The 21,114-nt window shown below is 67.2% G+C and carries 23 protein-coding genes, 2 pseudogenes and 1 riboswitch; of the genes and pseudogenes, 15 read left to right on the top strand and 10 right to left on the bottom strand.

Annotated features, from left to right (window positions below; all coding sequences use genetic code 11):
* Window positions 1-405: 405 nt before the first annotated feature.
* Window positions 406-555, top strand: a riboswitch (cyclic di-AMP (ydaO/yuaA leader).
* A gap of 4 nt (window positions 556-559) precedes the next feature.
* A complete protein-coding gene (locus ACGFNK_RS27945) occupies window positions 560-1,294 on the top strand; it encodes a transglycosylase SLT domain-containing protein (protein WP_393420195.1) in 735 nt (244 codons plus the stop codon).
* Window positions 1,295-1,420: 126 nt separating this feature from the next.
* Here ACGFNK_RS27945 and ACGFNK_RS27940 read toward each other — a convergent pair whose 3' ends face one another.
* The 3 genes from ACGFNK_RS27940 to ACGFNK_RS27930 form a co-directional block, all read right to left on the bottom strand.
* Window positions 1,421-2,323, bottom strand: a complete 903-nt coding sequence (locus tag ACGFNK_RS27940) for a hypothetical protein (protein WP_386340662.1) — start codon at window positions 2,321-2,323, stop codon at window positions 1,421-1,423.
* A gap of 135 nt (window positions 2,324-2,458) precedes the next feature.
* Entirely contained in the window at window positions 2,459-3,178 is a 720-nt protein-coding gene (locus tag ACGFNK_RS27935) for a hypothetical protein (RefSeq protein WP_393420194.1), read from the bottom strand.
* A gap of 121 nt (window positions 3,179-3,299) precedes the next feature.
* Window positions 3,300-3,908, bottom strand: a complete 609-nt coding sequence (locus tag ACGFNK_RS27930; protein ID WP_393420192.1) for a hypothetical protein — start codon at window positions 3,906-3,908, stop codon at window positions 3,300-3,302.
* Between the two features lie 737 nt (window positions 3,909-4,645).
* Here ACGFNK_RS27930 and ACGFNK_RS27925 point away from each other — a divergent pair.
* The 9 genes from ACGFNK_RS27925 to ACGFNK_RS27885 all read left to right on the top strand — a co-directional run bounded on the left by ACGFNK_RS27925 (window position 4,646) and on the right by ACGFNK_RS27885 (window position 11,191).
* On the top strand, window positions 4,646-5,374 hold the full coding sequence (locus tag ACGFNK_RS27925) for a hypothetical protein (protein ID WP_393420190.1): 729 nt from the start codon (window positions 4,646-4,648) through the stop codon (window positions 5,372-5,374).
* Window positions 5,375-5,397: 23 nt separating this feature from the next.
* Window positions 5,398-6,225 (top strand): hypothetical protein, encoded by an 828-nt coding sequence (locus tag ACGFNK_RS27920; protein WP_386340668.1) that lies wholly within the window; start codon window positions 5,398-5,400, stop codon window positions 6,223-6,225.
* Complete coding sequence (locus tag ACGFNK_RS27915) at window positions 6,222-7,532, top strand: CpaF family protein (protein ID WP_386340670.1); 1,311 nt, start codon at window positions 6,222-6,224, stop codon at window positions 7,530-7,532. Before ACGFNK_RS27920 ends, ACGFNK_RS27915 begins: the two co-directional genes overlap by 4 nt.
* Before the next feature lie 83 nt (window positions 7,533-7,615).
* A complete protein-coding gene (locus ACGFNK_RS27910) occupies window positions 7,616-8,593 on the top strand; it encodes a type II secretion system F family protein (protein ID WP_393420415.1) in 978 nt (325 codons plus the stop codon).
* Window positions 8,593-9,513: a type II secretion system F family protein gene (locus tag ACGFNK_RS27905; RefSeq protein ID WP_386340672.1), complete on the top strand. Its 921-nt coding sequence runs from the start codon at window positions 8,593-8,595 to the stop codon at window positions 9,511-9,513. The genes ACGFNK_RS27910 and ACGFNK_RS27905 overlap by 1 nt, the downstream gene beginning before the upstream one ends.
* 34 nt (window positions 9,514-9,547) lie before the next feature.
* Window positions 9,548-9,799: a hypothetical protein gene (locus tag ACGFNK_RS27900; protein ID WP_328770981.1), complete on the top strand. Its 252-nt coding sequence runs from the start codon at window positions 9,548-9,550 to the stop codon at window positions 9,797-9,799.
* A 28-nt stretch (window positions 9,800-9,827) separates the two neighbouring features.
* Window positions 9,828-10,274, top strand: coding sequence for a TadE family protein (locus tag ACGFNK_RS27895; RefSeq protein ID WP_393420187.1), 447 nt, complete (start codon window positions 9,828-9,830; stop codon window positions 10,272-10,274).
* Window positions 10,275-10,289: 15 nt separating this feature from the next.
* Window positions 10,290-10,727, top strand: coding sequence for a TadE/TadG family type IV pilus assembly protein (locus ACGFNK_RS27890; protein WP_393420185.1), 438 nt, complete (start codon window positions 10,290-10,292; stop codon window positions 10,725-10,727).
* 47 nt (window positions 10,728-10,774) lie between these two features.
* Complete coding sequence (locus ACGFNK_RS27885; RefSeq protein ID WP_386341012.1) at window positions 10,775-11,191, top strand: pilus assembly protein TadG-related protein; 417 nt, start codon at window positions 10,775-10,777, stop codon at window positions 11,189-11,191.
* Window positions 11,192-11,207: 16 nt separating this feature from the next.
* Here the strand turns inward: ACGFNK_RS27885 and ACGFNK_RS27880 are convergent, their stop codons facing one another.
* Together ACGFNK_RS27880 and ACGFNK_RS27875 are read right to left on the bottom strand one after the other, a co-directional pair.
* A complete protein-coding gene (locus ACGFNK_RS27880) occupies window positions 11,208-13,046 on the bottom strand; it encodes a serine/threonine-protein kinase (RefSeq protein WP_393420183.1) in 1,839 nt (612 codons plus the stop codon).
* A 95-nt stretch (window positions 13,047-13,141) separates the two neighbouring features.
* A complete protein-coding gene (locus tag ACGFNK_RS27875; protein ID WP_386340680.1) occupies window positions 13,142-13,480 on the bottom strand; it encodes a hypothetical protein in 339 nt (112 codons plus the stop codon).
* Window positions 13,481-13,970: 490 nt separating this feature from the next.
* On the opposite strand from ACGFNK_RS27875, the gene ACGFNK_RS27870 reads away from it, so the two are divergent.
* Window positions 13,971-14,207, top strand: a complete 237-nt coding sequence (locus ACGFNK_RS27870; protein WP_393420181.1) for a hypothetical protein — start codon at window positions 13,971-13,973, stop codon at window positions 14,205-14,207.
* A 129-nt stretch (window positions 14,208-14,336) separates the two neighbouring features.
* Here the strand turns inward: ACGFNK_RS27870 and ACGFNK_RS27865 are convergent, their stop codons facing one another.
* On the bottom strand, window positions 14,337-14,540 hold the full coding sequence (locus ACGFNK_RS27865) for a DUF397 domain-containing protein (RefSeq protein ID WP_393420179.1): 204 nt from the start codon (window positions 14,538-14,540) through the stop codon (window positions 14,337-14,339).
* 8 nt (window positions 14,541-14,548) lie between these two features.
* Window positions 14,549-15,400 carry a helix-turn-helix domain-containing protein gene (locus ACGFNK_RS27860; RefSeq protein WP_393420177.1) on the bottom strand — a complete coding sequence of 284 codons (852 nt, stop codon included), beginning with the start codon at window positions 15,398-15,400 and terminating at the stop codon, window positions 14,549-14,551.
* Between the two features lie 280 nt (window positions 15,401-15,680).
* Between ACGFNK_RS27860 and ACGFNK_RS27855 the strand changes: the two genes are divergently transcribed.
* Complete coding sequence (locus ACGFNK_RS27855) at window positions 15,681-16,052, top strand: ATP-binding protein (RefSeq protein ID WP_393420413.1); 372 nt, start codon at window positions 15,681-15,683, stop codon at window positions 16,050-16,052.
* A gap of 257 nt (window positions 16,053-16,309) precedes the next feature.
* Window positions 16,310-16,501: pseudogene (locus ACGFNK_RS27850) on the top strand (transposase family protein); the annotation flags it as partial.
* A 98-nt stretch (window positions 16,502-16,599) separates the two neighbouring features.
* Here the strand turns inward: ACGFNK_RS27850 and ACGFNK_RS27845 are convergent.
* The gene (locus tag ACGFNK_RS27845; protein WP_393420175.1) at window positions 16,600-17,475 is read right to left on the bottom strand and encodes a sigma-70 family RNA polymerase sigma factor; all 876 of its coding nucleotides are present in this window, start codon (window positions 17,473-17,475) and stop codon (window positions 16,600-16,602) included.
* 86 nt (window positions 17,476-17,561) lie between these two features.
* Here ACGFNK_RS27845 and ACGFNK_RS27840 point away from each other — a divergent pair, with 86 nt between their 5' ends.
* A complete protein-coding gene (locus ACGFNK_RS27840; RefSeq protein WP_393420173.1) occupies window positions 17,562-18,020 on the top strand; it encodes a carboxymuconolactone decarboxylase family protein in 459 nt (152 codons plus the stop codon).
* Window positions 18,021-18,155: 135 nt separating this feature from the next.
* Window positions 18,156-18,925: pseudogene (locus ACGFNK_RS27835) on the top strand (transposase family protein).
* A gap of 29 nt (window positions 18,926-18,954) precedes the next feature.
* Here ACGFNK_RS27835 and ACGFNK_RS27830 read toward each other — a convergent pair.
* Together ACGFNK_RS27830 and ACGFNK_RS27825 are read right to left on the bottom strand one after the other, a co-directional pair.
* A complete protein-coding gene (locus ACGFNK_RS27830) occupies window positions 18,955-19,530 on the bottom strand; it encodes an SUKH-4 family immunity protein (protein WP_393420171.1) in 576 nt (191 codons plus the stop codon).
* A 27-nt stretch (window positions 19,531-19,557) separates the two neighbouring features.
* A complete protein-coding gene (locus ACGFNK_RS27825; protein WP_393420169.1) occupies window positions 19,558-21,090 on the bottom strand; it encodes a nucleic acid/nucleotide deaminase domain-containing protein in 1,533 nt (510 codons plus the stop codon).
* Window positions 21,091-21,114 lie beyond the last annotated feature (24 nt).

The raw sequence follows: 21,114 nt of genomic DNA, 5'->3' as shown, positions 1-21,114 counted from the left end.
CCGCCTGTGAGCAGCCTCGTACACCCTGTGCGCGTACGAGGCCCCATCCGCCGAGCACATCGACGTGACCGAGGTCCACTTCGAGCTCAACGCTGGACGGCCCCCACAGGCCAAAATGCCCGAGTTGCCTACATTGCCGCTTTATTCAGACTTAGTGGTGCTTGATCGCGTGAATTGGGTCACCTCCGGGTGAATTGGATGTTGAGGCGGCCTCTCGGCAACTTCTGCTTTGCAGAACGTAAGTTGAAGGTTGTGTTCCGGAGTAATCGGGCGATTTCCCCCTCGTTTTGGCTAGTTCATAAGGGGCGCACCGGGATTTCGGGGCTTGTTTCGGGTGTGTGCTCTCGCATACGTTCTCGTCGATCCGGGCGGAACGCCGAATCCTGCCGCCGCCCCGGAACCCCATTCATCCACGCGCTACGGCAGGAGCGGGGGACCCAGGTAAGTCGCCGATCCGGGCACCGGAACGGCTTGGGGTGAAGTCGCGCTCATCGTGCGGCCGGGCATCTCCCGCCCGAACCCGACAGCTCACCTCGCAGGCGCCGGAGAGGAATTCGCCATGCCCGCACGAGGTAAGCACCGCCGTCCGAAAGCCCGCCGCATCGCCCGCGTTGTCATTCCCGTAGGAACGGGCGGGGCCGCGCTCGCGCTCCCGTTCGTGGGGGTGACCGGCGCCCACGCCGCCCAGCCGACGGCGCAGGTCGCACAGGTTGCGCAAGCCGCGGTTCCGCAGGTCGAGCTCGTCACGCACAAGGTGATCAAGGGCGACACCCTGATCAGGATCGCGAAGAAGCACACCACGAGCGGCGGTTGGCAGAAGCTCTACAAGGCCAACCGTGCGGTCATCGGTGACAATCCCTCGCTGATCAAGACGGGTCTCACGCTGACGGTCGGTACGAAGAAGTCGGCCGCGACCCCGGCTGCCGCCAAGTCCGCGGCGCCCGCTGCCACCCCCGCCGCCGCGAAGACGTACACGAACGACCTGGACGGCTGGATCAAGGAGGCGCTGGACGTCATGGCCCAGCATGGGATTCCGGGCTCGTACGACGGCATCCACCGCAACATCATGCGTGAGTCGTCGGGGAATCCGCAGGCCATCAACAACTGGGACTCCAACGCCGCGGCCGGGACCCCGTCCAAGGGCCTCCTGCAGACCATCGATCCGACCTTCAGGGCCTACCACGTGCCCGGTACGTCGATGGACCCCTTCGACCCGGTCGCGAACATCGCGGCGGCCTGCAACTACGCCGCCGACAGGTACGGCTCGATCGACAACGTGAACGGCCCTTACTGATCGGGCGTCTGGACCTGTGGGGCGGCCTCGTCACCGGATCGGCTGAGCGCGCCCCATGGGTCGGCCGATCGGCGCCAGGGGGAATGCCCGGCCCTCTGACGGGACCGGGACATTCACCGGCGCTCGTCAGGCATTCGCGTCCCGGAACAGATCTTCGACCTTGGCGGCCGTCACGGAGCGCTTCAGCCAGGCTCGGAGGGTTTCCAGGTCGGTGCATTCCATGATGCGTGCGCGTACGCCGTCCGGAACCTCGATGCCGCGCTCGCCCAGGACCAGCAGGATGTCCTCGGCGTGACCCTCGACGCGGCCCTCGGTGCGGCCCTCGGTGCGGCCTTCCGCGCGCAGGCGCTGGGAGGTCTCCGAGCGGAAGAAGGAGAGGTCGGCGGACATCAATTGCCTCCAGATCTTTGCGGCCGGGGCGGTCCCGAGGCCGAGTTCGGTGAATTCGGCGAAGATCCTCGCGGTCTCTTCGTCGATGGTCTTCAGGGCGGCGGCCAGGGCTTTCAGTATGGCAGCGGCGTTGTCGTCCTTGCCATGAGTGATGGCAGACAGTGTCGCCAGGGGAATGTCGCGGGCCGCGGTAGACGGGTCGGTGATGGCGGGGACGTTGTGCGGGCCCAGAACGAGGGGACGCAGTGTGAGAGTGCGCCACTGCCTGGGCCCGATCGTGATGGGTTCGGAGGCCCAGGTGGCGGTGGCCTTGTCCTGGCAGGTGACGAGCAGGACGGGCGGGATGCGGTACTTCGCATAGAGGTGGGCGATGTAGTAAGCCCAGCTTGCATGCTTCTTCGGGTCTTTCTTGCCCTGGGCTTCGACGACCAGGAGATGGCTCTCGCCGGAGGCGGTGTCGAGCCTGAGGAGCGTGTCCACACGCCGTTCCAGTGGCTTGATCTCCGTGAGGTCGGTGGGCATGAGGGACACCGCTACGGGGTCCGGGAACGGGAGATCCAGAGTCCGGAAGGTCCGCGCGAAGGCGCCGGGGTCCTCCTGGAAGAGGCGGTGCATCGCCTCGTGGGATGAGCTGACCATGTGGCGGACGGTAATGACGGCACGTCAAGCCGGGCTGGAATATGCCGCTGGCTCACTCGTAAGGATGATCGCCGGGAGGCTTCCGGCCCCGGCTACCGGCCCTGAAGGCCGCTACCCGGGGCCGACGCACACCCGTCAACCGAGCTTCGCGTTCTGCGCCTTGGCCACGACAGGCGAGACCTTGGTGTCGCTGGGCGTGGACTGGGCGATGGCCAGGCCGTCCACGGCGTAATAGACGGCGATGACGTCGTCGCGGCGTACGGCTGCCGCGTGAACCGTGTGAGTGGCGCCCCTGAACGTCAGTGTGGACTTGAAGGCCAGCGACTCGTCGCCCGCCGGGTCCGCCTTCTCGGCGGTGACCGAGTCGTACGGGCTCGTGTTGCCGTTCGCCTTGGCGGTGAAGCCTCCGCCGCAGGAGTCCACCGCCTTGGAAAGGCCGGACATGGCCGACTCCGCCTTGCCGGCCTCGTAGGCGGTGAGCGTGACGTAAGTGAAGGCGTTGGCGTCCTTCGAGGCCACTCGCGTGAGGTCGGCCTGCGGCTCGCCGACGGGGAGTTGGTTCATCGCGTACGCCAGTGGGGCGCACTCCCTCTTGTCGAGGGTGACTTCGTCCTGGGACTTGGCGAAGAGGAACTCCTCCTTGTTCTCCTCAACCTGGTGGCCCTCGACGTCCGCCGTGGTGATCACGAGCTTCGCCAGGCGCTCGGCCGGGCTCACCTCCTTGGCCGGGGCAGCCGTCGCCTCGGGCTTGTCGGCCGCCGCGTCCGTCTCCGCGTCACCGCTTCCGCAGGCGGTCAGGCCGGTGAGTACGGCGATGGAGAGGGCGCAGGAGGCCAGGGCAGCGTGTCTCTTCATACGTCGTCCTTTCGACGGAAGAGGGAAGTCGGTGGAAGATCACGGCATGGCGAAGATCACGGCACGGCAGTGAAGTCCGTGGCTGTCACGAGGTCCTCGGCTGCCGTGCCCGCCAACCGCCCTACTGGCCAGGGAACTTCCAGATGAACGGCTCCCCGTCCTCCTCCGACCAGTGGACCTCCATCTCCTTCGCGTTCGCCGGGATGAGGTACGACTCGCAGAACGTGTGGCTCTCGCCCGTCTTCCAGCTCTCGACGTCGTACGGGTCCTCGCAGCCGGGTGCGTCGTCGGAGGCGCCGATGAGCAGGGCGCCCCGCTTGCCGTCCGCCCAGATGGTGGTGCCCTCGCCCGCGTCGGAGTCGGACGTCAGGGCCGGGCCCCCCTTGTGCGTGAACTTCATGTGCGCGACCGCGAGCACCATGCCCTTGGCCTCCGCCTTGTCCTGCACCAGCTCCTGGGCCTCGGCCTCGGTGCCGACGTCGACCTTCTGCGCGGTGATGTCGTAGGTGACGTTGCCGGCCTCTTCCTCGACCTTGCCCTCGGCGCTCTCGCCCGTGGCCATCTCGCCACCGGAGGCCGCCTCGGCCGGAGTTGCCGCCGCCTTGGCCTTGGACTTGCCGGAGGGCTTCTTCGCGTCGGCCTTGTCCTCCCCGCCACCGCACGCGGTCAGCGCGAGCGCGAGAACGGCGACGGGCGCGGCGACGCGCAGGGCGGTTTTCTGGTGCAGCAAGACAAACTCCTTGTGAGTGTTGCGAGTGAGGGGGATGTGGGGATGCGGGGATGCCCACCCGCGCGAGCGCCACAGCGGCACGGCACCAACCGGTACAGAGGTACAGCGGCACAGCCACACAGCGTTACGCGGTCGAGGTGCCGATTCCGATGCCGGTGCTCTACGGGGCTGCCGACCACCGGAGTTGCACCAGGAAAGGCCCAACTGCTCGTCGGGCAGACGACGTTCCCCGTGCGCGGATCCGCTCGCAGCGGAAACGCGATCACCAGATCCTGGGGTACCGCCCCTCACGCTGTCAACAAACGTGAACACTCACCGTCACAGACGGCTGGAGAGAGCAGCCGCGGTGCACCCTCCCACCTGGAAGGTCACCCGCACGCCTCCGGACTCGTGAGCGAATCGTGCAGGAACGGTGGCTTCCGCATGGCGATCACATGTCCGCCGCACGTCACGCCGTTCGCGCTCGCACAGCGAAACCCGCTCATCAAGGCCCGTACTCAACGGGGAACCAATCGCCCCGCGTTGCGCGTGGATAACGTCGAGTCCTGTGAGGTTCGCGATCGTTGACGCGCCTTGAGGGGCTTATGCGCCCCTGATACGGTGCGATGACTTGACACTCATTCCAGCATTTCAGCCGCTGGTTATTCGGCCAGGTCGGGCGGTCGGGCGGTACGTCCGGTGCGGAGTGGAGTGTCCCAAATGGCAGAAACCTTCTTGGGTGTACGGGGAGCGGTTGCGTGAAGATCCAAGAGCGTACGGGGGCGGGTAACAACCGTTCCGGGGCGCCGGCTCAGCCGGCCATGGGTGAGCGCCTTCCCACGCCGCCTCGCGAGCGCAAACCAGCACTCGCCGCTCTCGCCGTGCTGCTCATCCTGGTCGGAGCGCTCGGGGCGACCATGCTCGTGCTGCGCGCCGGGGATCGTGTCGAGGTCATCCAGGTGAAGGAGGGCGCCGACATCCAGGCCGGCGAGACCATCACCGACAGCAACATCACCTCCGTCATGGTCGCGGAAGACTCCGCCATCAACTACGTGCGGTGGGAGCAGCGCCAGGCCCTCAAGGCCCTGAAGGCCAGGTCGACGATCTACGGGGGCACGGTCGTCGTCGGCGAGATGTTCGCGAAGCAGGCCTCTCTCCCCGCCGGCAAGGCCTCCGTGGGCCTCGCCCTCAAGGAGGGCCAGTACCCGGCCAACGTGAAGGTCGGCGACACCGTCGCCGCCTACCGCGTGAGCGACACTGCCCCCAGCTCCGACAGGGACAACTCCTCCTCCGGTGGTACAGCTGCCGGCACCGACGCCCTCCTGGTCGACAACGCGCGCGTGAACACCAAGAGCAGCGGCGACGACGCCACCATCAGCACCGGCAACCTCGCCATCACGGTGCTCGTCGACCAGGACGACGTCCCCGCCCTCACCCAGGCCGCCGCCGCGGGCGAGGTCGCCGTCGCCCTCGTACCCGGCAACTAAGGGCGAGAGAGACAAAAAGAGACATGGCGCTCATCGCTCTCGCCGCCGACAAGGGGTCACCCGGCGTCACCACGGCCGCCGTTGCCCTCGCCGCGGTCTGGCCCCGTCGGGTTCTGCTGGCGGAGACCGATCCGGCCGGCGGTGACCTCGTGTACCGCAGTGCCGCCGCGCATGGCGGTCCGCTGAACCCCAACACCGGCATGCTGTCTATCGCCGCCACCGCACGCCGGGGTCTCGTACCGGATCAACTGTGGGACCACGTACAGCCGTTGAGTGGTGGACTCGAGGTGCTGGTCGGGCTCGGGAACGCCGAGCAGGCCGCCGGGCTCGCCGGGCTGTGGCCGACTCTCGGCCGGGCCTTCGCCCACCTCGCCGACTCGCCGAACGCGCCCGCCGACGTCATCGCCGACTGCGGCCGGGTCGCCGGGGACACACCCGCCGTCGAGATGTTCTCGCAGGCGGCCCTCGTCCTCCTCATCTCCCGTACGGAGCCGGAGGCCATCGCGCGCGTACGCGACCGGGCCGCCGCCCTCACCGCCAAGCTGCACGGCGGCTCCCGCGGCGCGGCCTCTCTCGCGACCCCGCTCATCGGCGTCATCCTCATCGCCGACCCGGGCGACTCCGCCAAGCTCGTCCACCAGGTCAACGACATGCTGGTGGCCGCGCAGACGGGCGCCCGCGTCGTGGGCACGCTCGCCGACGACCCGTCCGGCGCCGACCAGTTGGCCGGACGCAAGCGCGGCCGGCTCGACAAGTCGCTGCTCATCCGCTCGGCGCGCAAGGTCACCGCGGACCTCTACCAGCAGTTCGGGGCGGCCTGGGCCACGCCCACCGCGGGGGCCGGCCGATGACTGCGGTCGACCACCAGCTGGTCAAGCGGTTCCGGCAGGAGGCCGGCGACCGCATCGCCGAGCAGCGCCGCCTCGACCAGGTCTCCGGCGTCACGCCGATGTCCAGCGAGGACGAGCGCCAGTACGCCCGCGCGGTCATCGCCCAGATCCTCGAGGAGTACGCCCGTACGGAGATCAACTCCGGTCGTACGCCGCTGGATGCCGAGACCGAGGAGCAGTACGCGGCCGCCGTGCACGCCGCTCTCTTCGGAGTCGGCCGGCTTCAGCCCCTGCTCGACAATCCCGAGGTCGAGAACATCGACATCAACGGGTACGACCAGGTCTTCGTCGGATACGCGAACGGCGAGGAGGTCAAGGGCGATCCCGTCGCCGAGAACGACGAAGAGCTCATCGAACTCATCCAGATCCTCGGTGCGTACTCCGGACTCTCCTCCCGGCCCTTCGACTCCGCGAACCCGCAGCTCGACCTGCGGCTGCCGGACGGTTCGCGACTGTCCGCCGTCATGGACGTCACCCGGCGCCCGGCCCTGTCCATCCGCCGCGCGCGCATGGGCAAGGTCTTCATGTCGGACCTCGTCGGCAACGGCACGCTCACGCCCGAGATCGGGCACTTCCTCGCCTGCGCCGTCCGGGCCCGCAAGAACATCATGATCGCGGGCGCCACCAACGCCGGTAAGACGACCCTGCTTCGCGCGCTCGCCAATGAAATCCCGCCGCACGAGCGCCTCATCACCGTCGAGCGCGCCCTGGAGCTCGGCCTCGACCAATTCCCCGACCTGCACCCGAACGTGGTCGCGTTCGAGGAGCGCCTGCCCAACTCCGAGGGCCAGGGCGCGATTTCGATGGCCGAGCTGGTGCGCCGGTCGCTGCGTATGAACCCCTCCCGCGTCATCGTCGGTGAGGTCCTCGGCGACGAGATCGTCACCATGCTGAACGCGATGTCGCAGGGCAACGACGGCTCGCTGTCCACGATCCACGCGAACAGCTCCAGCGAGGTCTTCAACCGTATTTCGACGTATGCGCTCCAGGCCAACGAGCGGCTGCCCATCGAGGCCAGCCAGATGCTCGTGGCGGGCGCCGTGAACTTCGTCGTGTTCATCCAGCGGCGCAACAACTACCAGACGGGCGGCCGACTTCAGCGCATGGTCACCTCGATCCGTGAGGTCAACGGCGTCGACGGACGCGTCCTGTCCAGCGAGGTGTTCGCCGAGACGGCCGACGGCAGGGTCGTACCGCATGCGCCTCTGTCCTGCCTCGACGACCTCGTCGCGTACGGCTATCGCGGGCCCGCCGGGAACTGGGGCTGATGGGGATGACGCAGATGACGTACGTGACGGGGGAGATGACGGGGACGACGGTGCAGCTTGCCGCGCTCGGCTCGCTCGGCTCCATGGGCGGGCTCTTCTCCACGACGGTGCTGTACGCGCTTGCGTGCGGCGTCGCCGTCGGCGGCGGACTCGCGCTGTTCGCCGTCGCGGTCCGGGGACTGCCCGCCAAGCCCGAACACGAGAAGCAGAAGTCCGGCGAACGGGCCGGGGAGCTCATCCGGTTCGCCGGTCAGCGCGGTTCGATCGCGGCCGGCGCCGGAATCGTCGTCCTGCTGCTCACCCGCTGGGCGGTGGCCGGTATCGCCGCCGCCGTACTCGTCTTCTTCTGGGACAAGCTCTTCGGCGGCGCCTCCGAGGAGAAGGCCGCCATGCGCCGCGTAGAAGCGCTCGCGTCCTGGACCGAGTCGCTGCGTGACACGATCGCCGGTGCGGTCGGCCTGGAGCAGGCCATCCCGGCGTCCGCGCGCGCGTCCGCCCCCGTTCTGCGCCCGCACCTCGACGCCCTCGTGGACCGGCTCCGCTCCCGTACGCCGCTGCCCGAGGCCCTGCAGCACCTCGCCGACGAGATCAATGACGCCTCCGCCGACATCATCGTCGCCGCGCTCATCCTCAACGCGCGGCTGCGCGGCCCGGGCCTGCGCCAAGTGCTCGGCGCGCTCGCCAAGTCGGCGCGCGAGGAGGTCGACATGCGGCAGCGCGTCATGGCGCAGCGGGCATCAACTCGCCGGTCAGTACAGATCGTTGTCGCCGTCTCCATCTCCTTCGTGCTCGGCCTTTCCATCTTCAACCGCGACTTCGTCGAGCCGTACGGCACGGCGGTCGGACAGCTCGTACTCGCCTGTGTCTGCGGCCTGTTCGCGCTCGGCTTCTGGTGGCTGCGCAAGCTGTCGACCATCGAGACGCCGGAGCGGTTCCTGGTGCGGGACGAGGCGGCGGTCCAGTTCGTACGCCCCCGTATGCCGGCCCAGTCGTCGGGGCCGTCTCAGCCGTCAGGGCCGTCCCAGTCGCCGGCGTCGTCCGAAGAGGGGGTACGCCGCTAATGGACCTGACCATGCCGCTCGTGATCGGCGCCGTTCTGGGCCTGGGCGTCTACGCCCTCGTACGGGCCCTCATGCCGTCGAAGCGCAGCGCGGTCTCCCAAGTCGCGCGCATCGACGCGATGCGGGCGCGGGGCGCGGCGTACGAGTCCTCGCACCGCACCGCCGACGCGGGGCGGCTGGGCAGCCTACGGGCCGGAGTGGGTCAGCGCGTCGCCGAGATCTATATGCAGCAGGGCTGGGAGCAGCGGTCGCTTCGGGCGGATCTCGCGGTCCTGGACCGGAGTTGGGAGAAGTTTCTCGCGACGAAGGTGCTGCTGGGGGCCGCGGGGCTGTTCTTCGGGCCGCTCTTGTTCGCCGTGGTGTGGACGCTGGGAGTGGGCCGCAGCCCGATCATCCCGGTCTGGCTGGCATTGCTCTTCGCGGTTCTCTTCTTCTTCCTGCCGGATCTGGAAGTGCGGCGGGACGCCTCCGACAAACGGCGTGACCTGCGGCGCGTGATCGGCGCGTACCTGGACCTGGTGTCGATGAGCCTGGCGGGTGGCCGTGGTCTCCCGGAGGCCTTGATGGCAGCCGCCGAGATCTCCGACGGCTGGGCGACCCAGCGGATCCGTAACGCGCTGGCCGACGCGCGGATCACCGGCATCAGCCAGTGGCAGGCGCTCGGTTCGCTCGGCGAGGAGCTGGGCGTCGAGGAACTCAAGGATCTCTCGGCGTCGTTGGCGCTCGTCGCGGACGACGGCGCGAAGGTCCGCGAGTCGCTCGCCTCGCGTGCCGAGACGATGCGGCACCGCGAACTCGCCGATATCGAGGGCAGTGCGGGGGAGAAGTCGCAGTCGATGCTTGTGGCCCAACTTCTGCTGTGCGCGGGTTTCCTGGTGTTCCTGATCTTCCCCGCTGCGATGCGTGTGTTCCAGGTCTGACGCCGACTACTACCTTCTGAGAGGACAACTCACCATGAACGGACGGAACTTCAGCACCGGGATCCCGGGGGTGGACTTCCTGATCACCTTCCTCCAGGGCCGGGTGCAGCGCGCCCGCTCCGGCGAACTCGACCGGGGTGCGTCCGCGGTGGAGTGGGTCATCATCTCGGCGGTCGTTGTGGCGATCGTGGGCGTGGTCGCCGCGATCATCAACGAGGCGCTGGGTGATGGCGCCAACAAGGTGAAGGACTGCATCGAGGGTGCGGACGCGGGCAACACCTGCTGACTTCTGCCACTTTCACATCCATACGGGGTTGCTGGTGAGCGTACGACGCTGGGTACGCCGCCGGGTGGAGGCCGCCTCCGCCCGCGGCGACTCCGGCATGACCGCGATCGAGTTCGTGCTGCTCACGCCCGTACTCTTCTTCATGATCTTCGCGACGGTGCAGTTCGCGCTGTACTTCTTCGCCGACCATGTGGCCCAGGCGGCGGCGCAGGCGGGCGCGCGGAAGGCGCGCGCGACGGCCGACGAGCAGCCGGGCGCATGGCGGGGCGAGGCGCAGGACGTGGTCGACAGCTATATCGCGCAGCTGGGGCCGCAGTTGGTCCTCGCCCCCGACGTGACCATGCTCCATCCGGAGGAGAACACGGTGGGTGTGGAGATCACGGCCAAGGTGCCGACCGTCTTTCCCGGGCTTGATTTCACGGTGCATGCGGAGTCGTCGGGGCCGGTGGAGAGGTTCGTGGAGGACGTGGACTAGGTGCTCTCTTTCGGCATGCTCACTTTTGTGCGGGCTCGGGTGCGGGTCCTGGTTTCCCGGGACCGGGACCGTGGGCTGTCCACGATCGAGGTGGTGATCCTCGCTCCCGTGATGATCCTGTTCATCCTCCTCCTGGTGGCTTTCGGGCAACTGGTGGACGGGCGGGGGGCCTTGGACGGGGCGGCGCGGGATGCGGCTCGCGCGGGTTCGATTCAGAAGGACCACGCCACGGCGATGGCAGAGGCGAAAAAGGCCGCGGAGGCCAACCTCGATGACGTCTGCTCGGGCCCGGTGACGGTGAACCAGACCAGTGAGGGCTTCGTGCCCGACACGATCTTCACGGTCGAGGTGAGCTGTGAGGTACGCGGCCTCGCGATGATCGGCGTAGACGTCCCCACGACGCTGACGGCCAGCTTCAGCTCGCCACTCGACCCGTTCCGGAGGACGGCGTGACGCTGCGCTCTGCTGTAGGCGGATGGGTGTCGGCCCGCCGGGCCCGTATGGACGACCGGGGCTCGGGCGCTGGCGCGGTCATCATCTTCGCGCTCGTGTTCCTGTCCCTGTCGGCCTTCGTCATCGACGGCGGCCTGTCGATCTCCAAGCGGGAACGTGCCGCCGACATCGCCGAACAGGCCGCCCGCTACGCCGCCCAGGACATCGACCTCGAGGCCCTCTACGACAACGAGGCGGGTCCCGCACCGATCCTCTTCGAGAACTGCAACGCCCGCGTGAAGGCCTTCGCCAACGAAATGGGCATGTCCGGCGCGGACATCGGCGCCACGCACTGCGTCGCCGCGAACGCGGACGAGGTGGAGGTCGAGGTTCAGCTCACGTACTCCCCGGTCTTCACGGGCATGTTGTACGGCGGAGACGTGGTCGTCCACGGCCAGGCGGTGGCGGAGAACGAGGTGGGCTGAGGCCCGTTTGGACCTGTCACTCGGGCTTCCACTGGGTGGCGGTGAGCACGTAGGTACGGAGATTGTCGTTCTCCGCCGTCTCCTTGTTGACCTTGGAGATCCACAGGTGGGTGACGGCGCCCTCGCTCGACTCGATGCAGATGCCGGTGTCGGCCTTGAAAAGTGAGTCGTCCCTGATCTTGCTCAGGGGGATCGGATTCGGGAGCCCGGCCTCTTGGGCGGCGTCGCGGCACGCGGTGGGGGTGGGGCGGGGGTCGGTGGTGGTGCTGAAGGAACCGCCGTCGTCGGCCAGGCGCATGCCGTTCGTCTTGATCGGGTCCGGGCAGGCGGTGTAGGTGAGCCAGCCGCCGGAATCAGGCAGGAAGCCCTGGTTGGTCTCGACCTTGAGGTCGTTGATGTCGAGTGTGGTCACGTCGGAGGGGCGACACATCGTGCCGGAGCCGATGTCCTCGGCGGTGGCGATGAACTTGGGAGCCCGAAGCACCAGGCCCTTGTTCTGCACACTGACCTGCCACCCCGCCTCCGTCTTCGGCGCCTTCTCGCCCGTCGGCGCGCTGGCTTCCGCGCTCGCCCCGGTGTCACCGCTCCCGGAGCCGTCGGCGACCTCGGAACCGGACTTGGAGTCGCCGGACGCCGTGCTGCCGCCCTCGCCGCTGTCGTCCGCCATCAGCTGGTACGCGGCGACGGAACCACCGCTGACCGCCAGTACACCCACGACAGCGAGTGCCGCGATCAGCGGCGTACGACGTCGCTTGGCGGCTGGAGCCGACGCGGTGGACGCGGGTGCGGTGGGCGGAGCGTAGGAGGGTGCGGTGGGCGCGGCGGCCATGAAGCCCTCGGCCGGAGAGTGCGCGGGCCGCGTCGGGGCCGCAGCCGCGAAGGCGGCATCCGGTGCGAGCCCGGGCTGCGTGGGTACCGGATACGCCTGCGGTGCGGCGGGGGCGGGGGCGGCGGGAGCCGAGTGCAGGCGCATCGTCTGCTCCTGCTGGGCGATCTGCTGCGCGACGGCCGGCGGCAGCCACCAGCCCTCGTGACGCACCAAGCCTCCTGTACCGGCAAGGGTGTTACAGGCCTCGATGAGCTGCGCCGGTGTCGGCCTGGCAGCAGGATCCTTGGCGAGACAGGCGGCGACGATGCCGCGCAGTTCCTCGGGACAGGCGCTCAGATCGGGCTCGTTGGAGACGATCCGGTAGAGCAGCGCCTGCGAAGCGCCGTCGCCGAACGGATGGCGGCCGGTTGCCGCGAAGTGCATGACCAGGCCGAGCGCGAAGAGGTCCAGGGCAGGGGTGACCTCGCCGCCCATGGCCTGCTCTGGCGCCATGTAGGCGGGCGTGCCGAGTCGTACGTCCGTGCCTGTCAGGGCGGTGGTGTCGGCTGCGCGGGCGATACCGAAGTCGATGACGCGCGGTCCGTCGGAGGCCAGCAGGACGTTGGAGGGCTTGAGGTCGCGGTGGATGACCCCGGCCGCGTGGATGGTCTGGAGGGCCTCGGCGATGCCCGCGGTCAGCTGCAACACCGTACGCAGCGGCAGCACCCCGTGCTCGTACACGGCGGAGGAAAGGGAGGGCCCGGGTACGTAGCTGACGGCCAGCCAGGGCTCGGGGCCGTCGGTGTAACTGTCCAGCACCGGCGCGGTGTAGGGGCCCTGTACGCGGCGGGCGGAGGTGACCTCCTGGGTGAAGCGCCGCCGGAACTCCGGGTCCTGCGCGTACTCCCGCCTGACGACCTTCAGTGCCACCGGCTGACCACCCCGCGTGTGCGACAGGTACACCACCCCCATGCCGCCTTCGCCCAAGCGCGCCTGAAGTCGGTAACCGGCTATCTCGCGGGCGTCGTCCGGCGCCAGGTCCTGCATGGGTGCGTCCCTCCCCGTTGGCATGGACTGGCCATGGTACGGAAGTGACAGTTGGCCATTCCAGGGAGGTCGCGGGCGGTGCCTGAGGGGGCGGTCTACTTGTCGCCGCCGCCCTTTCCGCCCCCGTCCTTCTCCTTCGTCTTCACACCATCCCGGACCTGCTTCGCCAGGTCGTCGTCGAGCTTCTTGAACTCGCGTACGACGGCGTCGGACATGTCGGCCAGCGCGTCGAGCTGCTGGTTGATGTCCTCGCGGCCGTCCTCCCAGTTGGACTCGAACTCCTCGAGCTTGTCGTAGACGCCACCGTCGCCCACGTCGTCCCGGTAGGACTCGAAGAGCTTCTTGGTGTGGTTCATACGCCGCTTGATGTCACGCAGCCGGGTCCCGTAGTCCTCCAGCTCACTGAGCGGAAGCGCGAGGTCGGGCTTGGCCATGTCTTCGTCCCCCTATGGTGTCTGCCGCCTTCGGACCCATCAGAACGTACGTGTGAAAGTACCGCATCCCTCTGACAGGCGGGGGCTTGCCGGCGCCGACGCATGTGTTGCGTCGAGCAGCGGCGGAAGATCTGGGAAACCTGCACACCATTCACCGGGAGGTCATGCGGAACCTGAATATCTGTCACACCAGTTTTGCGCCATGGGGCTTTGGCGGGTGGATGTCCGGCTTGGAAACATGGTGGCAACTGTTGTGCGTGCAGCCGCGTGAACGGGTGTGTGAAGGAGTTGGTGTATTCGGTGAGTTGGTCGTCACGGGTGTGAAGTCGGGCATCGGAATGCGTCTCGCAGGGGAGGGGAGCGGCTGGCCGTGTCTTCGTGGGCGTGCTTTGATCCTGCGCACGGCGTGAGTTGCCGGGAATGGTTCCGGTTTTGGGAATCGGGCGATCTCCGCCATTGGGAAATTCACCTTCGAAGGGAAACGCGCGTCATGAACTACACCCCCCAGGTTGAAACCGCCGAGATCTCCGACGCCGGCTTGGACAGCGTGTCCGGCGGCCTCGCGGGCGGCGTGTCCGGTGGTCTCGCAGGCGACGGTCTCGCGGGCGGCATGTCCGGCGGTGGCTTTCTCCAGGCCGGGTCCGTCGGCGTCTGCGCCGACGTCTTTGGGGCGGCCTCGGCCGAGGGAGTCGCGGGGGGCGTCAGCGTCCACGCCGGCGCTCACTGACCGCTGACGAAGCGGGTGTCGCGGGGTCGGGCCCCGGATCGCGTGGACCAGTTCGCGAAAAGCCTGAACACTTCCCAGGGAAGTGTTCAGGCTTTTCGCAACTGTGCCCGGCGGAGGGGCCCGTTGCGGTTACGTCGAAGGTGCGGCCAGGGCTCCGGAGCGTATGGAGCGGAGGAGATTGGCCAGGGGGGTGGGGGTGGTGGTGAGTTGAGTGGTGAGGATGTCGCTTTCGCGTAGGTGGATCGTGGTGGGGGTGGAGGCCAGTTCGACGCAGTTGTTGCCGTCGCCGCTTCCCGAGAAGGACGACTTCTGCCAGTTGTCGGGGGTGGTCACGGTGCGCCTCACAGTTCCTTCGCCAGCTTGTGGATGAAGTCACGCGAACGTGTGGGTTCGAGCGACACAGTCTCCACCTTACGGAAGAGCGTTCGAAATGCGCCGAGTTGGGCTTCGGAGTCGATGAAGGCCACTCCGTGGGGCGCATCGCGTACCGCAGTGTCCAGCTTGGTCACGGTGCCACCCACGTACATCATGGCGTTTGTGGCTCCGGCGAAGCCGTCCAGGTCGAAGGGGATGACGCGCACGGTGACGTGGTCCATTTCGGAGAGTTCCAGGACGCTGGCGAGTTGAGCCCGTGCGGCGGCGCGGTCGCCGACCCTGATGCGCAGGGCCGCCTCGTGGATCACCGCTTCGTACGGGATGGCCGTGGGGCTCTCGATGACGGCCCTTCGTTGCATCCGATGGCGGACGCGCAACTCCAGTTCGGCGTCGGGGGGTTCGGGAACGCGGTACGAGAAGACGGCGCGCGCGTAGTCCTCCGTCTGAAGGAGGCCGGGGACGTGCAAGAACTCAACGTCGTGCCGATGCGTGGCGTGGTGCTCCACTTCGGCGATGTCCAGGAATGGCGTGGGCAGTAGCCCCCGATACTCCTCCCACCATCCGCGTGTCCGGTCGGTCGCCATCGCTACCAGTGCTTCGACCAACTTCTGGTCCGTGCATGCGAAATTGGCGGCAAGTCGGCGGACGGTGTTCTCGCTCATGCCTACGATCCCGGACTCGATCTGGCTCAGCCGTGCTGAGTCAGTTCCCAGTGCCGCTGCGGCCTCGCGCCCCTTGAGCCCTGCGGCCTCGCGCAGTTTTCGTAGTTCGGCCCCGAGGCGCACCTGACGTGCGGTGGGCTCCCGTCTCCGTGTCATGGGCTCCTCCTCGTCTCAACGGCCTTGCAACGGTGGCCCGTTCGGAGGGAGATTACGGCAGCGGGTTGCGAGAGGCCAATTTTGGTCTCTACTGTCGGTGACGCGTCGCACACGCTGCGGAACCACGGGGCTCCGAAAGTGCACCGCTCCGTCATGCCGTGACGGCTGCGGCAGAGCCATCGCCCGTCGACCGTCGCGCCCTCTCTCCAACTCCCCTTTCACCAAACGGAGTTCACGCACGCCCAAACCCACAGACGAACCCTGGGAATACACGCTCCACATCCCGCACGACGTTCGAGCGGTCACCGTCTGTCGGCGCACCTTGCGCCTGATCCTCACCATCCACGGGCTCATCCGGCTCACCGAAGTCGCCGAGCTGCTGGTGACCGAGCTCGTCTCCAACTCCGTACGACACACGAAAGGTCCCGCGTCCCTGCGGCTGCACTGGCGGGACGGAGTCCTGCGTATCGAGGCCTGGGATGCCGATCCTGAACCGCCGCCGCCTCCACGGGAGTTGGCGTACGCCATCGACGCGGAGGCGGGCCGCGGTCTCGAACTTGTACGTGCCTGTGCCGATGACTGGGGCTGGCATCCGCTCAGGCGCGGCGGCGACAAGGGCAAGTACGTGTGGTGCGACCTACGGGCCGCGTAGGGCGTTGATTGCGTCGGGCCAGTCCGTGACCGGCAGCACCCAGACGAAGGCTGGCCCGTTCGATTCGTGAGGAACGGCCCGGCCATCGTCGGGGTGTGTCAGCGGTTGATCGACTGGATTTCCTGGACGTTCATGTCCTGGGTCGCTTCGAAGGTGCCGTTCGGGGAGGTCGCCGCTCTCACCAGCGCGACCAGCGGTCATCGCCGCCCCCGAGGATTGCGCGGATCGACGTCCTCTGCGGCGTCATCACCTGCTGAGGCCGATGGGAGACCCTGTCCACAGGACAGCAGGCGGTCAACCGTTCCCACGCGAAGATCCGTGCCCTCGTCGAACAAGCCGTCGCCGCCGTCAAGTCCTGGCGGCTCCTACGCAAGCTCCGATGCTCGACCACCCGCATCAGGAGCCTTGTCCAGGCCATCCTCTGCCTGCATCACGCCAGCTCAGACTGAGGATGGAAAAGGCTGAGTGAGGTTTTCTCAGGGGCTAACGTCTCTGCGGGATCAGGAGTGGACCACTTCGAGTATGCGCGGCCTACGCCGGTAGGGAGTCACACCGGGTCCGGCAGGTCCATGAGCGCGAGTTTGGCCGGGTCGACCACGGCGGTGATCTCGGTGATGTGGCCGGCGGCGACAGTGAAGGCCAGGAGGGAAAGCGGGGTTCCGTCCTCGCTCCAGGAGATGACGCCGGGGCGGCCGTTGACGGTCGCCGCATGTCCTCGTGCCGCACTGCCGGCCACCCGCGCGCGAGTGGCGACTTCGGTGGCCCCGAGCGTGACGAACGTGCCGTTCGGGGTGTGGACGGTGAACTTCACTTCGGGGTGGAGAACCTGCAGCAGCTGCTCGAACCGGCCGTCGCGGGCCGCGGCCAGGAAGGCTTGGACCACCTCGCGTTGTTGTCGTCCGGCGCTTGCCGGCTGCTGGGCGGCCTGTACCTTCCTGCGGGCGCGGCTGGCGAGCATTTTGGTCGCGTCGGCGGATTTTCCGAGAATGGTGCCGATCTCCGCGAAGGGCACGGCGAACACGTCGTGCAGCACGAACGCCAGTCGTTCGTCAGGGCGCAGCGAGTCGAGGACCGTGAGGAGCGCGAAGCCGACGGAGTCCCCGATTGCCGCGAGGTCTTCCGGAGCGGGGGCGTCGTCGAGCGTCACGGTGAATTCGGGTAGCTGGCCGTCGAAGGAGACTTCTGGGCGCGTCCGGCCCGACCGCAGGACATCGAGGCTGATGCGGCCGACCACGGTGGTCAGCCAGCCGCCGAGGTTGTCGATGGTGTCGGTGTCCTGGCGGGAGAGACGCAACCACGCCTCTTGGACCGCGTCTTCCGCATCGGCATGTGATCCGAGCATGCGGTAGGCGACGGCGCGGAGCCGGTCACGGTGGGACTCGAAAGCATCGACGATCGGGTCCGTCGGATGGGTGCCGGCCATGTTGTTACCTCCGTGGAAGCTGCTCCGTCATAGGGATGACGCGCACAGGCGCCGCAACGTAACCCGATGAAGGAGAGCACTTCCCCATGGAAAACCGACTCAAGAACAAGAACACGAACAACACCGATGTGTGGACCGCGATCCAGCACCTCCAGAAGGCGATCGCCGTCGGGGGCGTCGACCCGAAGCTGCTCGCGCTGGTCCACCTGCGCGCCAGCCAGATCAACAGCTGCTCGGCGTGCGTCTACGCCAGTGTCGCCGGCGGGAAGAAGGCCGGTGACACCGACGAGCGGCTGCACAACGTCGCAGCGTGGCGCGAGGCTCCGTTCTACACCGCCGCGGAACGCGCGGCACTGGCGCTGGCCGAGGCCGCCACCCGACTGCAGGACGGTGCGCCGGGCGTCACCGACGAGATCTGGGAAGAGGCCACCGCCCACTTCACCGAGGAGCAGATCGGCGCGATCAACCTGGAGATCGCGCTGACCAACTTCTTCAACCGGATCAACCGCACGATCAAGGAACCGGCCGGCAAGACCTGGGGCTGAGCCCAGCGCGGCTCTTACCCACTGAGGCTTCCCCAGCGAAATGATCTCCGGGTGGCCCACGAGGCCGGGCAGGCGTGAAGCCCCTGGTAGGACTGGTCTGCCAAGATCGTGTCCGCTCGAACCAGAGGCTTCACGTTGGTCACCTATGCTGCCGCGCTCGGCGTCCCACGCCACGTCGTGGAGTTCCTCGCCCGGTTGCTGGCCGCCCACCGGCGCGGGATCGGCACGCCAAAGGGCTCTCGCGCCCTGGGCCCGTTCCGCCAGGCGGTACTGGTGCTGCGCTGGTTCCGAGAACACGGCTGCGTGCACTGCCTGGCCCGGGACGCCGGGATCTCGCAGGCCACCGGCTACCGCTACCTCCATGAGGGCATCGGCGTGCTGGCCGCCCAAGCTCCTGATCTGCACAAGGTGTTGGACCTCTGCCGCGCCGCGGGGATGACACACGTGGTGCTGGACGGCACGCTGATCGCCTGCGACCGGCTGGCCGGGGTCCGGGAGAACGGCAACGACCTGTGGTTCTCCCAGAAACACAAGAGCTTCGGCGGCAACATTCAGTTCCTGGCCGCGCCGGACGGCACCCCGTTGTGGGTCTCCGATGTCGAGCCGGGTTCCACCCCAGACATCACCGCCGCCCGTATCCACGTGCTGCCCGCGCTGTACAAGGCCGCCGCTGACGGGCTTCCCACGCTCGCCGACAAGGGCTACATCGGCGCCGGCATCGGCATTCACGTGCCCGTACGCCGCCCCAAAGGCCACTCCGAGACCGCCCTGGACCGAGGAACCCGCGCCACGAATGCGCTGAACTGAAGGAACGCTGGCGAGCCCTCAAGCACGTCACCCTCAGTCCCAGCAGAATCGGCGACATATCCCGCGCCACACTCGTCCTCAACGGGCACTGGAAATGATCTCGCTGAGAAAACCTCAGTGGGTTTCCTCAACCCCACATTCCCATGGCGATCTCTTCGAAGATCCGTGTCCACTCGCTTTCCGCGGTGCTCAGTGGCGTTTCGTCGATCGCGGATACCTCAGCCGTCATCCGCTCGGCGATCGCGGTGTGCGTCGTGTATTCGCGATCATCCCTCAACCCTTTGAACTCGCGCTTCCCCTTTTCGAGGACGATCAGAGAATGGGTGAGAGAGGAGACATCGGCATGGAGGGGGACGTAGTATTCTTCCCCCTCGGGGAAACCGTAAATCTTTCCCGAAGCCGGGTCGATGGCGACGGTCGAGTACAGGAGTTGCCCTAGAATCTCCCACTCCGCACATTCTGGAGGGAGGTCGGCAGAGTGCCGCTCGAATTCTGCTTTAAGGGACGGAACTGTGGAGAAAGTCAGGTTGGGATCCGTCAGGTCGGCGAGTGGGGCGAACGTCTCGTTGGCGGGCAGTCCTGTACTGGACAGAAAGGCGGACGTCTCCTGATCAAGCGTTGACACCCTGCTGCTCGGGTAGTACACCACTCCGGTCAGGCCGAAGGTGTCCAGGATGTCCTGCGGGGGAATCTGGGCCAGCATGCGGTTAACCAATCGGGTATTCGGTGATCAGGGGCTACCTTGTGCTGCGTGACGTCTTTCGAGGTCGGTCATGTATTTTCGGTGTTCCGCATCTCGGGCGCTGCCCTTGACGGACTGATCGTAGTCCGATGAGTGTGTGACGTCCAAACCGGGGTCGAAATATTTACCCAACCACTGGTCGCATTTCGGGCTTAATTGGCATGGTTCCCGCTCTGTGTATACCTCAGTCAGGCCGGATTCTCGATTGTGGCGGAGTAGCGGATATCCGATGGTTCGCTCGGAGTGTGGGCCTTCGCTATCTCCGACGAGGATCATCTCTTTGCCGGTTGTGGGGTCAATATATCTGCCGGCGGCGAAGTTCGTCCCCCCGTAGTCCTTCTTCGCGAAGCGGGCAATCTCCGTGGCCCTGGAGAGGTCTGTACTGCCAGGGGTGATTTTCTGTGAGGTGGCTTTCGGTCCCTTGCTTCCCACCGGGACGGTGTAGGGGTTCTTCTCGCGCCCTCTGGGGCGCCACACTGTTCCGTCGGGCTCCATGATGTTCCGGATGCCCGAGTCATCCTTCGGGCTGACGCGGTTGGTCGACCCGTCGGCGTGGAGTTCACGGATGCTGCCGTCGGCGTTGAGCAGGTACATGGGGACGTCACCGCTGTCGCAGCTGTCGATGTCCCGCTTTTTGCGTTCGTCCTCCTCCTTGTGGTCCTTCTTGCTCTTGTCGATCTTGCCGCCGTGCTTTTCCAGGACGTCGACCGTTTCGTCGGCCTTCTTGTCGACCGCGTCCTCGGCCTTGTCCATGACGGAGGCCAGCTTGTGGAAGCGGCTGTCCTTCTTGACGGAGCTGCGGCGCTTGGTTCCCCCGGTCTTGTGGGTGCCCTTCTTCTTGTCGAAGTTGTCGCGGGTCTTCTTGTAGTCGCCCGAGGCTTTGTCGAACTCATCGAACTCGATGACGAGTTCCTGGGCCAGGCCGGCGCCGCCGGCGGTGTAGCCGGCCAGATCGCCCTCATCGGCGTCGAGGTGGTCGGTGAAGACATCCTCGATCTTGGTGAGGATCTTGGCTTCGATCCTGTCGGTGACGATGGACGTGATCTCGCCTATCGCGTAGTCGATGGCCTCGTGCAGTGCGAAGCGGCATGCCGCGATGGCCGCGGCGCTGAGCAGGCCGCTGAGTCCGACGGTGAAGAACATGCCGATGACGCCCGCGGTGGCGGTGGCGGCCGTGGCGGACAGCTCGGCGATACAGGCGATTTTGCAACCCTCGATGAATCCCGCGCAGTCGTCGAGCGCGTCACCCAAGTCGTCCAGGGCCTTGGCGAATTGGGCGAGGTCCTTGGTGGTCAGCTTGCCCCAGCGACGGTCGATGGCCTCGACGGTCATGCCCTTGCTGCGGCCGCCGACGATGTGGGAACAGGCGTTGTTGCCCTCCTTGACAGCGTCGCGTATGCCTTCAGCGAGGTGGCGGTAGTCCTTGGCCGAGTCGCGTATCTCGTCCTCGTCGATGTTGGGCCACTTGACGCCGACGAGGTCGAGCACCTCGACCAGCTCGTCGGGCAGCTTCTTCCCCACGCGGAACTTCCCCCTCAGAGGTCA

The organism is Streptomyces sp. NPDC048825, assembly GCF_043198355.1.
Taxonomy (GTDB): domain Bacteria; phylum Actinomycetota; class Actinomycetes; order Streptomycetales; family Streptomycetaceae; genus Streptomyces; species Streptomyces xiangluensis.
The sequence above is the reverse complement of the archived record's forward strand: the minus strand, read 5'-3'. Positions and strand labels throughout refer to the sequence as shown.

Coding starts and splice junctions, on each gene's coding strand:
- ACGFNK_RS27915 (WP_386340670.1), top strand. CDS start 6,222: ATGACTGCGGTCGACCACCAGCTGGTCAAGCGGTTCCGGCAGGAGGCC.
- ACGFNK_RS27875 (WP_386340680.1), bottom strand. CDS start 13,480: ATGGCCAAGCCCGACCTCGCGCTTCCGCTCAGTGAGCTGGAGGACTAC.
- ACGFNK_RS27870 (WP_393420181.1), top strand. CDS start 13,971: ATGAACTACACCCCCCAGGTTGAAACCGCCGAGATCTCCGACGCCGGC.
- ACGFNK_RS27905 (WP_386340672.1), top strand. CDS start 8,593: ATGGACCTGACCATGCCGCTCGTGATCGGCGCCGTTCTGGGCCTGGGC.
- ACGFNK_RS27845 (WP_393420175.1), bottom strand. CDS start 17,475: ATGGCCGGCACCCATCCGACGGACCCGATCGTCGATGCTTTCGAGTCC.
- ACGFNK_RS27890 (WP_393420185.1), top strand. CDS start 10,290: ATGCTCACTTTTGTGCGGGCTCGGGTGCGGGTCCTGGTTTCCCGGGAC.
- ACGFNK_RS27945 (WP_393420195.1), top strand. CDS start 560: ATGCCCGCACGAGGTAAGCACCGCCGTCCGAAAGCCCGCCGCATCGCC.
- ACGFNK_RS27840 (WP_393420173.1), top strand. CDS start 17,562: ATGGAAAACCGACTCAAGAACAAGAACACGAACAACACCGATGTGTGG.
- ACGFNK_RS27860 (WP_393420177.1), bottom strand. CDS start 15,400: ATGACACGGAGACGGGAGCCCACCGCACGTCAGGTGCGCCTCGGGGCC.
- ACGFNK_RS27940 (WP_386340662.1), bottom strand. CDS start 2,323: ATGGTCAGCTCATCCCACGAGGCGATGCACCGCCTCTTCCAGGAGGAC.
- ACGFNK_RS27920 (WP_386340668.1), top strand. CDS start 5,398: ATGGCGCTCATCGCTCTCGCCGCCGACAAGGGGTCACCCGGCGTCACC.
- ACGFNK_RS27830 (WP_393420171.1), bottom strand. CDS start 19,530: ATGCTGGCCCAGATTCCCCCGCAGGACATCCTGGACACCTTCGGCCTG.
- ACGFNK_RS27885 (WP_386341012.1), top strand. CDS start 10,775: ATGGACGACCGGGGCTCGGGCGCTGGCGCGGTCATCATCTTCGCGCTC.
- ACGFNK_RS27935 (WP_393420194.1), bottom strand. CDS start 3,178: ATGAAGAGACACGCTGCCCTGGCCTCCTGCGCCCTCTCCATCGCCGTA.
- ACGFNK_RS27910 (WP_393420415.1), top strand. CDS start 7,616: ATGGGCGGGCTCTTCTCCACGACGGTGCTGTACGCGCTTGCGTGCGGC.
- ACGFNK_RS27880 (WP_393420183.1), bottom strand. CDS start 13,046: ATGCAGGACCTGGCGCCGGACGACGCCCGCGAGATAGCCGGTTACCGA.
- ACGFNK_RS27900 (WP_328770981.1), top strand. CDS start 9,548: ATGAACGGACGGAACTTCAGCACCGGGATCCCGGGGGTGGACTTCCTG.